Origin of the sequence: Kitasatospora sp. NPDC051170, from assembly GCF_044455705.1 — a bacterium.
In the GTDB taxonomy this organism is placed as follows: domain Bacteria; phylum Actinomycetota; class Actinomycetes; order Streptomycetales; family Streptomycetaceae; genus Kitasatospora.
The window spans coordinates 598042-611273 of record NZ_JBITFA010000002.1 but is presented as its reverse complement, the minus strand read 5'-3'; the positions used below and the strand labels follow the sequence as shown (position 1 = coordinate 611273).

Annotated in this window: 10 protein-coding genes and 1 tRNA gene; 6 read left to right on the top strand and 5 right to left on the bottom strand. The window is 72.7% G+C overall.

The features are described 5' to 3' along the window. The first annotated feature begins 9 nt into the window (after window positions 1-9). The 4 genes from aroA (at window position 10) to hisN (ending at window position 3740) form a co-directional block, all read left to right on the top strand. Window positions 10-1341, top strand: a complete 1332-nt coding sequence (aroA, locus tag ACIBCA_RS06320) for a 3-phosphoshikimate 1-carboxyvinyltransferase (RefSeq protein ID WP_396281655.1) — start codon at window positions 10-12, stop codon at window positions 1339-1341. A gap of 15 nt (window positions 1342-1356) precedes the next feature. Beyond that, window positions 1357-2412 carry a ribosome small subunit-dependent GTPase A gene (gene rsgA, locus ACIBCA_RS06315; RefSeq protein ID WP_396281654.1) on the top strand — a complete coding sequence of 352 codons (1056 nt, stop codon included), beginning with the start codon at window positions 1357-1359 and terminating at the stop codon, window positions 2410-2412. Window positions 2413-2521: 109 nt separating this feature from the next. After that, on the top strand, window positions 2522-2845 hold the full coding sequence (locus ACIBCA_RS06310) for a multidrug efflux SMR transporter (RefSeq protein WP_031068733.1): 324 nt from the start codon (window positions 2522-2524) through the stop codon (window positions 2843-2845). Between the two features lie 97 nt (window positions 2846-2942). Then, a complete protein-coding gene (hisN, locus tag ACIBCA_RS06305; RefSeq protein WP_396281653.1) occupies window positions 2943-3740 on the top strand; it encodes a histidinol-phosphatase in 798 nt (265 codons plus the stop codon). Window positions 3741-3816: 76 nt separating this feature from the next. Here the strand turns inward: hisN and ACIBCA_RS06300 are convergent, their stop codons facing one another. Beyond that, the gene (locus tag ACIBCA_RS06300; RefSeq protein ID WP_396281652.1) at window positions 3817-5292 is read right to left on the bottom strand and encodes a catalase; all 1476 of its coding nucleotides are present in this window, start codon (window positions 5290-5292) and stop codon (window positions 3817-3819) included. A gap of 105 nt (window positions 5293-5397) precedes the next feature. Between ACIBCA_RS06300 and ACIBCA_RS06295 the strand changes: the two genes are divergently transcribed. Continuing rightward, complete coding sequence (locus ACIBCA_RS06295) at window positions 5398-5811, top strand: Fur family transcriptional regulator (RefSeq protein ID WP_396281651.1); 414 nt, start codon at window positions 5398-5400, stop codon at window positions 5809-5811. An 8-nt stretch (window positions 5812-5819) separates the two neighbouring features. Here ACIBCA_RS06295 and ACIBCA_RS06290 read toward each other — a convergent pair whose 3' ends face one another. The 3 genes from ACIBCA_RS06290 to ACIBCA_RS06280 form a co-directional block, all read right to left on the bottom strand. Then, window positions 5820-7787, bottom strand: a complete 1968-nt coding sequence (locus tag ACIBCA_RS06290; RefSeq protein WP_396281650.1) for a tetratricopeptide repeat protein — start codon at window positions 7785-7787, stop codon at window positions 5820-5822. 353 nt (window positions 7788-8140) lie between these two features. After that, window positions 8141-8214 (bottom strand) — tRNA-Met (locus ACIBCA_RS06285). 65 nt (window positions 8215-8279) lie between these two features. Beyond that, window positions 8280-11276, bottom strand: coding sequence for a UPF0182 family protein (locus tag ACIBCA_RS06280; protein ID WP_396281649.1), 2997 nt, complete (start codon window positions 11274-11276; stop codon window positions 8280-8282). 189 nt (window positions 11277-11465) lie between these two features. On the opposite strand from ACIBCA_RS06280, the gene ACIBCA_RS06275 reads away from it, so the two are divergent. Beyond that, a complete protein-coding gene (locus ACIBCA_RS06275) occupies window positions 11466-12038 on the top strand; it encodes a PPA1309 family protein (RefSeq protein ID WP_396281648.1) in 573 nt (190 codons plus the stop codon). Window positions 12039-12109: 71 nt separating this feature from the next. Here the strand turns inward: ACIBCA_RS06275 and ACIBCA_RS06270 are convergent, their stop codons facing one another. Further along, the gene (locus tag ACIBCA_RS06270; protein WP_396281647.1) at window positions 12110-13204 is read right to left on the bottom strand and encodes a PDZ domain-containing protein; all 1095 of its coding nucleotides are present in this window, start codon (window positions 13202-13204) and stop codon (window positions 12110-12112) included. Between the last annotated feature and the right edge of the window lie 28 nt (window positions 13205-13232).

The following is a 13232-nucleotide window of genomic DNA, read 5'->3' as shown; positions in this document are numbered from 1 at the left end:
CTGGCCCCCATGACCGAGACCCTGTGGCCCGCCCCCGTCGCGACCACCCCCGTTGACGCCACCGTCACCATCCCCGGCTCGAAGTCGGTCACCAACCGGGCCCTGGTGCTGGCGGCACTCGCCGACGAGCCCGGCTGGGTGCGCCGCCCGCTGCGCAGCCGCGACTCCCAGCTGATGGCGGACGGCCTGCGCGCCCTGGGCGTCGGCATCGAGGAGAAGGTCAACAACGACTCCGGCGGCACCGGCGGCGGCGAAGCCTGGCGTGTCATCCCCGCCCCCGCCCTGCTCGGCCCCGCCACCGTCGACGTCGGCAACGCCGGCACCGTCATGCGCTTCCTGCCCCCGCTCGCCGTCCTCGCCGACGGGCCCGTCCACTTCGACGGGGACCCGCGCAGCCACGAGCGCCCCCAGCACGGCGTCATCAACGCCCTGCGCGCCCTCGGCGCCCGCATCGACGACGACGGCCGCGGCACCTTCCCCTTCACCGTGCACGGCACCGGCGGCCTCGACGGCGGCCCCGTCGAGCTCGACGCCTCCGCCTCCTCCCAGTTCGTCTCGGCCCTGCTGCTCTCCGGCGCCCGCTACCGCCACGGCGTCGAGGTCCGCCACGTCGGCGGCCCCGTCCCCTCCCTGCCGCACATCCGCATGACGGTCGAGATGCTCCGCAAGGCCGGCGTCCAGGTCGACGCCCCCGAGGACGGCGGCGAGAAGGACGTCTGGCGGGTCACCCCCGGCGCCCTGATCGGCCGCGACCTCGTCGTCGAGCCCGACCTGTCCAACGCCGCCCCCTTCTTCGCCGCCGCCCTCGCCACCGGCGGCCGCGTCACCGTGCGCGACTGGCCCGCCCACACCACCCAGCCCGGCGACCAGCTGCGCGAGCTGTACACCCGCATGGGCGGCGCCTGCGAGTTCACCGACGAGGGCCTGCAGTTCACCGGCACCGGCCGCATCCACGGCATCGAGGCCGACCTGCACGACGTCGGCGAGCTCACCCCCGTGATCGCCGCCGTCGCCGCCCTCGCCGACTCCGAGTCCCACCTGTACGGCATCTCCCACCTGCGCCTGCACGAGACCGACCGCCTCGCCGCCCTCGCCAAGGAGATCAACGACCTGGGCGGCGACGTCACCGAGACCGAGGACGGGCTGCGCATCCGCCCCCGCCCCCTCCACGGCGGCGTCTTCCACACCTACGAGGACCACCGCCTCGCCACCGCCGGCGCCGTCATCGGCCTGTCCGTGCCCGGTGTCCGGGTGGAGAACATCGCCACCACCGCCAAGACCCTGCCCGACTTCCCGCAGATGTGGGCGGAACTGCTCGGCGAAGCGGCGGCGGGCGCCTGAGCGGAGACTGAGAGCATGCGCCGCTACGGCAAGGACGCCGACGAGGACGACATCCGCAACCGCCCCGCCCGCCGGGGCTCGCGACCGCGTACCCGCATCCGGCCCAAGCACGAGGACGCCGCCGAGGCGATGGTGCTCACCATCGACCGCGGCCGGCTGACCTGCCTGGTCGACCAGGGCACCAAGCAGGAGCGCGAGATCGTCGCCATGAAGGCCCGCGAGCTGGGCCGCAAGGGCGTCGTCGTCGGCGACCACGTCGGCCTCGTCGGGGACCTCTCCGGCGACGCCGACACCCTCGCCCGCATCGTCAGGGTCGAGGAGCGCGCCTCCGTCCTGCGGCGCACCGCGGACGACGACGACCCGTACGAGCGGATCGTCGTCGCCAACGCCGACCAGCTCGCCATCGTCATCGCCCTCGCCGATCCCGAGCCCCGCCCTCGGCTGATCGACCGCTGCCTGGTCGCCGCCTACGACGCCGGCATGGAACCCCTGCTGGTGCTCACCAAGTCCGACCTCGCCCCGGCCGATCCCCTGCTGGAGTCCTACGCCCCGCTCGGCATCACCTACGTGGTCACCCGGCGGGACGAGCTGGAGACCACCGGCGCCGAGGCCGTGCGCGAGCACCTTCGGGGCCTGTCCACCGTCTTCATCGGCCACTCCGGCGTCGGCAAGACCACCCTGGTCAACGCCCTCGTCCCGGACCGCCGGCGCCAGACCGGCCACGTCAACGCCGTCACCGGCCGCGGCCGGCACACCACCACCTCGGCCCTCGCGCTGCGCCTGCCCCCGCCGCCCGGCGCCAAGGCCGGCTCCAAGAAGGCCCTGAACACCGGCTGGGTGATCGACACCCCCGGTTTCCGCTCCTTCGGCCTCTCCCACATCGACCCGTCCCGGGTCATCCACGCCTTCCCCGACCTGGAGCCCGGCACCGTCGACTGCCCGCGCGCCTGCAGCCACGACGAGCCGGACTGCGCCCTGGACGCCTGGGTCGCGGACGGCCACGCGGAGGGCGCCCGGCTCTACTCGCTGCGCCGCCTGCTGGCCAGCAAGGAGGCCCGCGAGGGCGACTGAGCCCCCGCACTCCTCCCCCGTTCGAGGTGTCGGACCGCGCCGGCCTGGCGATCATAGGAAAGTCGGGCCGGTGCGGTGCCCGATCCGTCGAACGACTGGGAGGGCACGGATGGCATGGGCCCTGGTGATCCTCGCCGGCCTGCTGGAGACCGGCTTCGCGATCAACCTCAAGCTCAGCGAGGGCTTCACCAAGCTCTGGCCCACCATCAGCTTCTGCGTGTTCGCCCTCAGCAGCTTCGGCCTGCTGACCCTCTCCCTCAAGAGCCTGCCGGTCGGCCCCGCCTACGCCGTGTGGACGGGCATCGGCGCGGCCGGCACCGCGATCTACGGCATGGCCTTCCTCGACGAGACCACCTCGGTGCTCAAGCTCGTCTCCGTCTCCCTGGTCATCGCCGGCGTCATCGGCCTCCAGCTCAGCGGCTCCGCCCACTGAGACACGGCCGGGCCCCGCCCGGGCCCTGACGACCGGTCCCGGGAATGGCCGGACTCGCTCACCCGCCCGCGGGGAGGCCTCGGCTAGGGTTTCGGACATGGCCGACTACCACGACGATCTCCGACTCGCCCACGTCCTCGCCGACTCGGCCGACTCGCTCACCCTGGAGCGCTTCCGCGCCCTCGACCTGAAGGTCGAGACCAAGCCCGACCTCACCCCCGTCAGCGACGCCGACAAGGCCGCCGAGGAACTGGTGCGCAGCATCCTCCAGCGCGCCCGCCCCCGCGACGCCGTCCTCGGCGAGGAGTTCGGCCTGCAGGGCTCCGGCCCGCGCCGCTGGGTGATCGACCCGATCGACGGCACCAAGAACTACATCCGCGGCGTCCCGGTCTGGGCCACCCTGATCGCCCTGCTGGAGGACGGCCCCGACGGCGTCGAGCGCCCGGTGGTCGGCATCGTCTCCGCGCCCGCGATCCAGCGCCGCTGGTGGGCCGCCAAGGGCCTGGGCGCCTTCGCCGGCCGCAGCCTCACCAAGGCCTCCCGCATCCACGTCTCCGGGGTCTCCCGGATCGAGGACGCCTCCTTCTCGTACTCCTCCCTCGGCGGCTGGGAGGACCACGGCCGCCTCGACCCGTTCCTGGACCTCACCCGCGCCTGCTGGCGCACCCGCGCCTACGGGGACTTCTGGTCCTACATGATGGTCGCCGAGGGCGCCGTGGACATCGCCGCCGAGCCCGAGCTGTCCCTGTGGGACATGGCCGCCAACTGCGTCATCGTCGAGGAGGCCGGCGGCCGCTTCACGGGCCTGGACGGCATCCCGGGCCCCGGCGGCGCCGACGCGGTGGCCTCCAACGGGCTGCTCCACGAGGAGACGCTGCGCCGCCTGTCGGTCTGAGCCCCCCTGAACATGGTTGCGGGCCCTTTCACCAGTGGGAGCTGGTGAAAGGGCCCGCCGCTCGTTCCCGTCCGGCCTACTGCTTGCGCAGCTCGCGGACGGCCGCCTCCAGCCGCTGCCCGTAGTCGGCGTCGGCCTTGCGGAAGTTGTCGATCGCCCGCTCCACGATGTCCTCGCGGTCGGCGGAGACCTTGGCGATGAAGCCGGCCAGGTTGGCGACCAGCCGCTGCTTCTCGTCCTCGGAGTAGAGCCGGTACAGCGCGCCGGCCTGCCCGAAGTCGTCGTCCTCGGCGTGCGAGGGCGCCTCGTGGGTGCCGGTGTGGCCGTTCACCGCGGTCGCGGCCCAGAGCGGGCGGCCGGTCTGGACGGGGCCGCCGAAGCTGTTGGGCTCGTAGTTCTTGCTCCGCCCGTGCCGCCCGTCGTACAGGTACCCGTCGCGGCCGTTGGTGCGGGCCTCGGTGGCGTGGGGGCGGTTGACGGGCAGGTGGTCGGCGTTGATGCCGACCCGGTAGCGGTGGGCGTCGGCGTAGGCGAAGAGCCGGCCCTGGAGCATCTTGTCCGGGGAGGGGCCGATGCCGGGCACGAAGTTCCCCGGGGAGAAGGCCGACTGCTCGACCTCGGCGAACACGTTGTCGGGGTTGCGGTTGAGCTCCAGGCGGCCGATCTCGACCGGCGGGTAGTCGGCGTGCGGCCAGACCTTGGTCAGGTCGAAGGGGTTGAAGCGGTAGGCGGCCGCGTCGGCGGCGGGCATGACCTGCACCTGCACCGTCCAGCTCGGGTACTCGCCGCGCTCGATCGACTCGCGCAGGTCCCGCTGGTGGCTGTCCGGGTCCGCGCCCGCGAGGAGGTCGGCCTCGGCCTGGGCGAGGTTGCGGATGCCCTGGTCGGTCTTGAAGTGGTACTTGACCCAGAAGTGCTCGCCGGCCTCGTTCTGCCACTGGAAGGTGTGCGAGCCGTAGCCGTTCATGTGCCGGTACGAGGCGGGGATGCCGCGGTCGCCGAAGAGCCAGGTCACCTGGTGGGTGGCCTCGGGCGACAGGCCCCAGAAGTCCCAGACGTTGTCCGCCTCCTGGGAGCCGGTGTACGGGTCCCGCTTCTGGGTGTGGATGAAGTCGGGGAACTTGACGGCGTCCTTGATGAAGAACACCGGGGTGTTGTTGCCGACGAGGTCGTAGTTGCCCTCCTCGGTGTAGAACTTCAGCGCGAAGCCGCGCGGGTCGCGCACGGCGTCGGCCGAGCCGAGGTTGCCGGCCACGGTGGAGAAGCGCAGGAACACCTCGGTCTCCTTGCCGACCTGCGACAGGAACGCGGCCCGGGTCCAGGCCGACACGTCGGCGGTCACCGTGAACGTCCCGTACGCCCCGGCGCCCCGGGCGTGGACGACGCGCTCCGGGATGCGCTCGCGGTTGAAGTGCGCGAGCTTCTCGAAGAGCAGCTGGTCCTGGATGAGGGCGGGGCCGCCGGGGCCCGCGGTCTCGGTGTTCTGGTTGTCGGCGACGGGGGCACCCGCCTCCGTGGTGAGGGTCGGGCGCAGCTCGTCCTGGGTGGTCATGGGGGTGCCTCCACGGTTTCCGGTCGTGACGACATCGAACCTAACTTTGGACTTTATCCAAGTCAATACTGGAACCAATCCCGGAGCCTGACCTACTCTGGACCCATGAGCGACCTGCTGGAACGACTTCGCACCCGCGGCTGGCGGCTGACCTCACAGCGCCGGGTCGTCGCCGAGGTCCTCGACGGCGACCACGTGCACCTCACCGCCGACGAGGTGCACGCCCGCGCCGCCGTCCGCCTGCCCGAGATCAGCCGCGCCACCGTCTACAACACCCTCGGCGAACTCGTCGCCCTCGGAGAGGTGCTGGAACTCGACGCCGTCGGCCGCGCCAAGCGCTACGACCCCAACGCCCACCGCGCCCACCAGCACCTGGTCTGCTCCGGCTGCGGGACCGTCCGCGACGTGCACCCGCTCGGCGACGCGCTCGCCGCCCTGCCCGCCGCCGAACGCCACGGCTTCACCCTCGCCGCGGCCGAGGTCACCTACCGGGGCCTGTGCCCCGACTGCCGTCCCTGACAGGCGACTTACGCGCTCAGCTCCGCGTTGAGCGCGCCCAGCAGCCGCCCGGCCCGCTCCGCCACCTCGGCCGGCCCGTAGTCCGCCGCCCGGCGGCACCAGTTCTCCGCCTGCACCGGCTCCCCCCGGCGCAGCGCCAGCAGCGCCAGGCGCAGCGCCGCCCGCCCGTGCCCGGCGTCGGCGGCCCGGGTGTACCAGAGCATCGCCTCCGCCTCGCTGTCCTGCCGGGCCAGCAGCAGCCCCAGGTTGAACGCCGCGCTGCGGCTGCCCGCCTCCGCCGCCCGCCGGTACCAGCTCTCGGCGATCTCCAGCGCCCCCCGCTCGGCCGCCCGCACGCCCATGCGCACCTGCGCCCGCCGGTGCCCGGCGTCGGCCGCCACCGCGTACCAGTGCTCCGCCTCGGCGTCCGCGTCCCCGCGCCGGTCCAGCAGCGAGGCCAGCCGGAAGCAGCCCTCCGCACTGCCGCCCGCCGCCGCCTGCCGGTAGCGCTCCAGGGCGCCCGCCAGGTTGCCGCGCTGCTCCTGGGCGACGGCCAGCTGCAGCGCCGCCTCCCCGTGCCCCTCGGCCGCGGCCCGGGCGTACCACTCCTGGGCCTGGCGCTGCTCGCCGCGCCCGGCGTGCAGCACGCCCAGGTTGAAGGCGCCGTCCACGCTGCCGGCCTCGGCGGCCCTGGAGAACCACGGCTCGGCGCCGGACTCGTCGCCGCGCTGCAGCAGCACCACGGCCAGCGCGTTGCACGCCTCCCGGTGCCCGGCGTACGCGGCGCGGCGGTACCACTGCTCGGCCTGCTGCTCGCGGCCCGTACCGGCGCACAGCAGGCCCAGGTTGAAGGCGCCGTTGTGGTCGCCGGCCTCCAGCGCGGTGCGGTACCAGCGCTCTGCCTCCTTGGCCGAGCCCCGCCCGGCGTACAGGGCGCCCAGGGCGTTGGCGGCGTTGCCGTCGCCCGCCTCGGCGGCCTCCTGCCACCACTCGGCGGCGGCGGTGAGCTCCCCGCGGTCGCGCAGCAGGAAGCCGAGCGCGCAGGCCGCGCGCGCCTCCCCGTTCTGCGCGGACTGCCGGTACCAGCGGGCGGCCTCGTCCAGCAGCGCCTGCTCGCCGCCGGCGCGCTCCTCGATCAGCACGCCCAGGCGCAGCGCGGCCCGGGCGTGGCTGCGGGCGGCGGCCGTGCGGTACCAGGTCTCGGCGGTGTCCTTGTCGCCGGCGGCCTCGCGCATCCGGGCCAGCCGGTAGGCGGCCTCGCGGTGCCCGGCGTCGGCGGACACCTTGAACCAGCGCTCGGCGCGCACGTCGCGCCGGTGCTCCATCAGGTCGCCCAGCGCGTAGGCGCCCAGCGGGTGGCCGTGGTCGGCGGCGAAGTGCAGCCAGTACTCGGCGGCCTCCTCCTCGCCCTGGTCGCGCAGCTGCAGCCCGAGCGCGTGCGCGGCCGGGGCGCTGCCCGCCACCGCCGCCTGGCGCCACCACTGGCCGGCCTCGGCCCGGTGGCCCTGCTGGTGCAGCAGCACGCCGAGGTTGTTGGCCGCGGCGCGCACCCCGGCGGCCGCGGCGGCGCGCAGGTACGCTTCGGCGTCCTCCAGGTCCCCGCGGCGCAGCAGCAGGGTGCCCAGACGGCTCGCGGCGTCCGCGTCCCCGTCCTCGGCGGCCTGCCGGTGCCGGGCCTCCAGGGCGGCGGACTCGCGGGCGGCGAGCGCCGTCTCGAAGCTCGTCGGGTCCAGGGCGGCGGCCTCCAGCGCGACGCCGTCCCCGCCCTGCGAGCCGTACGGGCCGACCTCGGCGGAGAACTGGCGCGTGGGCACGTGGACGAGGCTGTCGGGCCCCGACCCGGCGGCCTGGGGCCGTTCGGACAGGCCGCTGGTGCGCTGGGCGGGCAGGGCTCCGGGGCGGGCGTCCGGGCTCTCGGCGCTCTCCGCCCAGGCGTCGGTGTCCGCCTCGACGGCCGCCGGCCTGGCGCCCGCGCCGTTCTTGCCGATCAGCCTCATGCCGACTCCCGCTCCCCCAGAGTGACGCGGCACCGCGCCCCGGCCCCTCGCCGGGGGGACTCCCAGGGGAGACGCCGGACCGGACGGCCTGTCAGCAGCCGCGCCGCATCCCCCATGTGTCCCATCGTCGCACCACCCGCAACCCGCGTACACCTGCCCCGGCCGAATTCGGGCGGGGCGGACCCGAAGCCGACGAAATTGCTTCGGCGCTTTGTCGATTTCCCGACACCCGGATCCCACAAACCCCGCAGTCGACGGCTCTGGCGACGGTTGATGCTACCGGAGCGGTTCCCTCCCTCCGGGAAACGCGGAAGGCCCGGAGGACGAATCCTCCGGGCCTTCCTGCTACTGAGTAGCGGGGACAGGATTTGAACCTGCGACCTCTGGGTTATGAGCCCAGCGAGCTACCGAGCTGCTCCACCCCGCGTCGGTAAGAGAACCATAGCACGGGTCGGAGGCGGAACGGAAAACCGTCCCCGCAGCTCAGCGGGCCTACGCGTGAGGACTGGGCGATCCCCCCGGGGCCGGCGTCGCGGGCGGCGGGCCGCCCGGCGTCTGCGCCGAGCCGCCGCCGCGGGCCGCCTCGGCCGCCTTCAGGGCGTCCCCGAGCGCCTTCTGCGCGGTGCCGTACGCCACCCAGTCGCCGTTCTTGAACGCCGTCTGGCTGTCGTTGTACGCCTTCTCCGCGTCCGAGAGCGCCTTCGCCAGCTCCGGCGAGATCGTCCCGCCCGGGGTGGGCGTCGCCGGGGAGGTGGGCCCGGGCGTCGCCGGCGAGGTCGGGGTGGTGCCCGGAGCCGTCGGCGAGGTCGGCGCGCCCTGCGAGGAGGCGGCCGGGGCGACCGGCGTCACCGGCGGCGTCCCGTCGCCGAACAGCTTCTTCAGCGCGTCCTCCAGCGTGTTCTCGAAGGCGACGTTGTCGTCCCCGTACACGGCCAGCACCTTCTGCATCGTCGGGTACTTGGCGCCGCGCCCGCGCACGTACACCGGCTCCACGTTCAGCAGGCCCCCGCCGACCGGCAGGGTCAGCAGGTTGCCGTACTCCAGCACCGAGTCGCCGCTCTGCAGCAGCGTGATCTGCTGGGCGACCTCCTTGCGGGAGTTGAACTTCGACTGCACCAGGCCCGGGCCGGGGGCGCCGCTCTCACCCGTCATCTTCAGGAGGCGGATCCTGCCGTAGTCGTCCCCCGGATCCGAGTTCACGGCCATGAAGGCCGCCAGGTTCGGGCGGTCGGTGGGCACCAGCGTGCTCGTCAGCGAGAAGCCCGCCTTCGCCGCGTCCGGCATCCGCACCGTCACGTAGTACGGCGGCTGCACCTGCTTGGTGTTGCTGGTCGGGTCCACCGGGACCTGCCAGACGTCGGTGCCGTTGAAGAACGTGTTGGAGTCCGTCACGTGGTACTGGCCCAGCAGGTCGCGCTGCACCTTGAACATGTCCTGCGGGTAGCGCAGGTGCGGCACCAGCGAGGCCGGGATCGCGGCCTTCGGCTCGACCGTCCCCGGGAACGCCTTCATCCAGGTCTTCAGGACCGGGTCCTTCTCGTCCCACTGGTAGAGCGTCACCTCGCCGGTGTACGCGTCCACCGTGGCCTTGACCGAGTTGCGGATGTAGTTGACCTGCCCGGCGACGGCCAGCGGCTCACCGCGCTGGTTGGTCAGCGAGTCCTTGGTCGCGGTGCCCAGCGTCGTCTTCGAGGAGAACGGGAAGCCGTCCGAGGTGGTGTAGCCGTCCACGACCCACACCACGTGCTTGTCCATCACCACCGGGTACGGGTCGGCGTCGATCGACAGCCACGGCGCGACCTTCTCCACCCGCTCCTTGGGGGTGCGGTTGTAGATCACCTTCGCGCCGTCCGTGATCGCCCCCGAGTAGAGGATCTGCGGCTCGGTGAAGCGCACCGCGTACGCGGCCCGGGTCAGCGGGTTGTCCAGCGACACCCCGCTGCCGCCCTCGTACGTCGTCTCGACGTTCACGCCCTTCTTGACGTCCGGGTAGTCGATCTCCTTGTTCGAGCCGCCGACGATCGAGTACGTCGTCGTCTTCTCGCCGTAGTAGATCCGCTGCTCGTACGGGCCCAGGGTCCCCGAGGTCGGCAGGCCCGACTCGGTCAGCACCGGCTGGCCCGTGGTGTCGACCTGGTTGCCCTTGGCGACCACCGCGCCGTAGCCGTGGGTGTACTTGAAGTGGTCGTTGATCCAGTTGCGCTGCACCCCGTTCAGGTCCAGCTCGCGCAGACCGATCACGGTGTCCTGCTTGCCCGAGCCCGAGCCGTAGCGGTCCACGTCCAGCGTGTTCGGGAAGGCGTAGTAGTTGCGCTGCTGCTCCAGCGTCTGGAGCACCGGCGACACCACGTTCGGGTCCACCAGCCGCACGTCCGCGATCGTCTGCGCGTCCGGCTTCAGCGCCTCACCGTTGGTCGCCCCCTGCGGGGTGTACGGGGTCGTCTGCGAGTCCGCGATCCCGTACGCCTGCCGCGTCGCGTCGATGTTCTTCTGGATGTACGGCGTCTCCTTGGCCTGCTCGTTCGGCTTGACCTGGAACTGCTGCACGATCGCCGGGTACAGCCCGCCGATCAGCACCGCCGACAGCACCATCAGCCCCAGGCCGATCAGCGCCGGCGCCCAGGTGCGGCGCACCGGCGTCAGGAAGAACAGCACCGCGCAGATGATCGCCACGAAGAACAGGATCGTCTTCGCCGGCAGGAACGCGTTCGCGTCCACGTACCGCAGGCCCGTCCAGCCCGTGACGCCCTTGTACGTGCCGGTCTTGACCGCCAGCGCGTACCGGTCCAGCCAGTACGCCACCGCCTTCAGCAGCACGAACACGCCCAGCAGCACCGCCAGGTGCCCCTGCGCGCCCGCGCTCGCCCGGCGGCCGGGGCCCTGCAGGCGCAGCCCCCCGTACAGGTAGTGCACCAGGGCCGAGGTCAGCAGCGAGACGATCACCGCGCTGAACGCGAAGCCCAGCACGAACTCGTAGAACGGCAGGTCGAAGGCGTAGAAGGAGACGTCCATGCCGAACTGCGCGTCCTTCTCACCGAAGGAGGTCGCGTTCGTCCACATCAGCCAGGTCCGCCACTGGCCCGAGGCCGCGGCGCCCGCCACCAGGCCGATCACCAGCGAGATCCCGATCAGCGCCCAGCGCTTGAACGGCGCCAGGCCCGCCCGGTAGCGGTCCAGGCTCTGCTGCTCCACCGACATCGCCGACAGCGGCGGCCGCAGCCGGTGCGCCAGCCAGATGTTGAAGCCGACGATCGCCGTCATCAGCAGGCCGAACACCGCGAACAGGCCGGTCTTCGTCCACAGCTGCGTGGTGAACACCGAGGAGTAGTGGACCGACCTGAACCACAGCCAGTCCGTCCAGAACCCGGCGAACATGACGAACAGCAGGAACAGCACCGCGAGCACGCCCAGGGTCAGCAGGGCCACCCGCGCCCGCCGGGAGGGCGGGCCTACCCTGCGCCGGAAACCCGGCCCTGAGCGTTCCGGCATCTGGAATACCACGGTGGCACCTCAGCTGTGTCGTCTGGGAGTCGGTCTGTCTTCAGGGCAACTTAACCAGTCTTCGGCCGAGTTCCCACCGTTAGCAGACGGTTACGCCGCTCTCCCCCGCCACAGTCCCGCCGCCACTGCGCCACCGCCCCCGCGCCCGCCACCCGCCCGGCGTGTGAGGATTGGGGCATGTCCGACGCGCCTGATCCGAAAAACTCCCCCGACGACGTCTCCAAGCTCCCCGCCGCCACCCCGCTCACCCGGGCCGCGCTGGAGATCGACGAATACGTCGCCACCCTCGGCTGGGACCTGCCCGCCCGCCTCTTCGCCCTGGTCGACACCGCCGCCCTGCGCAAGGCCGACCCCCGCGTCGCCAAGCAGCTCGGCCTCGCCGAGGGCGACCAGCCCGGCCTCACCCCCGTCGAACAGGACGAGATCCCGGCCGGCACGGAACTCGACAAGTTCCTCGGCACCATCGCCTGGCCCGACGCGGTGGTCGGCTGCGCCCTCGTCGTCGAGCGGCTGATGCTCCCGCCGGGCGCCGAGCAGTCCCGCCCCCGCGGCGCCAGCGACGCCCAGCTCGCCGATTGGGTGGCCAACCACCCCAAGCGCGAGGAGGTGCGGATCACCGCCGCCGTGCTGCGCGACGGCAAGAAGGAGATCGCCCTGCGGCTGCGCTCCAAGGACGTCGCCCGCGAGGTGCTGACCGGCCCCGACCTGGTGCCCGGCCTGACCGACGCGCTGCTGGCGACCTTCTCCTGACGCCTGCTCCGCCGACTGCCCGCCGGGCTACCTCATGACGGGCGGCTCACGACGGGCCGGCTCACGACGGGTTACTTCACGCAGGACGGCAGCGCCGCGGTCTGCCCGGAGCGGATCTGCTCCAGCGACTTCAGCGCGCCGTCCAGCGTGTCCGTCCTGACCAGCGTCAGCCCCGACGGGACGTTCTTGGCCGCCTCGGAGCAGTTCGAGGACGGGGTGAGGAAGTACTCGGCGCCGGCGTCCCGGGCGGCGATGATCTTCATCGATATCCCGCCGATCGGGCCGACCTTGCCGTCGTCGTCGATCGTGCCGGTGCCCGCGACGAACTTCCCGCCGGTCAGGTCCCCGCCCGGGGTCAGCTTGTCGATGATGCCCAGCGAGAACATCAGCCCCGCGCTCGGGCCGCCCACGTCCTGCAGGCCGATGTCGATCTGGAACGGGTAGGTGTGCCGCACCCCGGTGCCGATGCCCACCACCGCGAGGTCCGCCCGCTCCGCCGGGGCCTTCGGGTCGAGGTCCCGGGCCCTGGTCGTCGGCACCGTCACGTCGGTCCGGGTGCCGGCCGCACCGCCCTGCGAGCGGGGCACCACCGTGAACACCACCGACTCGCCCGGCTTGTGCTTGGTCACCACACCCACGACCTGCTCCGCCGAGGCGACCGCCGTGCCGTCCACCGCCACGATCTGGTCACCGGCGTGCAGCTTGCCCTCCGCCGGGGCGCCGGCCGTGACCGACTTGACGATCAGGTCGTTGCCGACCGGGATGCCCAGCTGCTTGAGCGCCGCGGTGCGCGCGCTGTCCTCGGAGGAGGCGAACTCCTCGGCGTTCAGCTTCTTCGCGTCCGCGTCCGACTGCCCCTTCGGGTAGACGTTGTCGTGCGGCACGACCATCACGTCGTCGCGCAGCCAGCCGATCACCGCGTTCACCAGGCTGGGCTCGTACTTCGCCCCCGTCACCTGGACGGTCGTCATGTTGAGGTGCCCGCTCGTCGGGTACGAGTCGTGCCCGGTGACGGTGATCACCGGCTTGCCCCCCTGGTCGCCGAGCGTGTTGTACGTCGGCCCCGGGCTCATCTCCGTGTACGGCACCTTCATCAGCACCGAGACGCAGAGCAGCGCTATGAGCAGCAGGGTGGCAGCGAGCATCGTCGCGGAGCGGCGTGGCATGCCTCGACAGTACGGGACGCCGCCGACG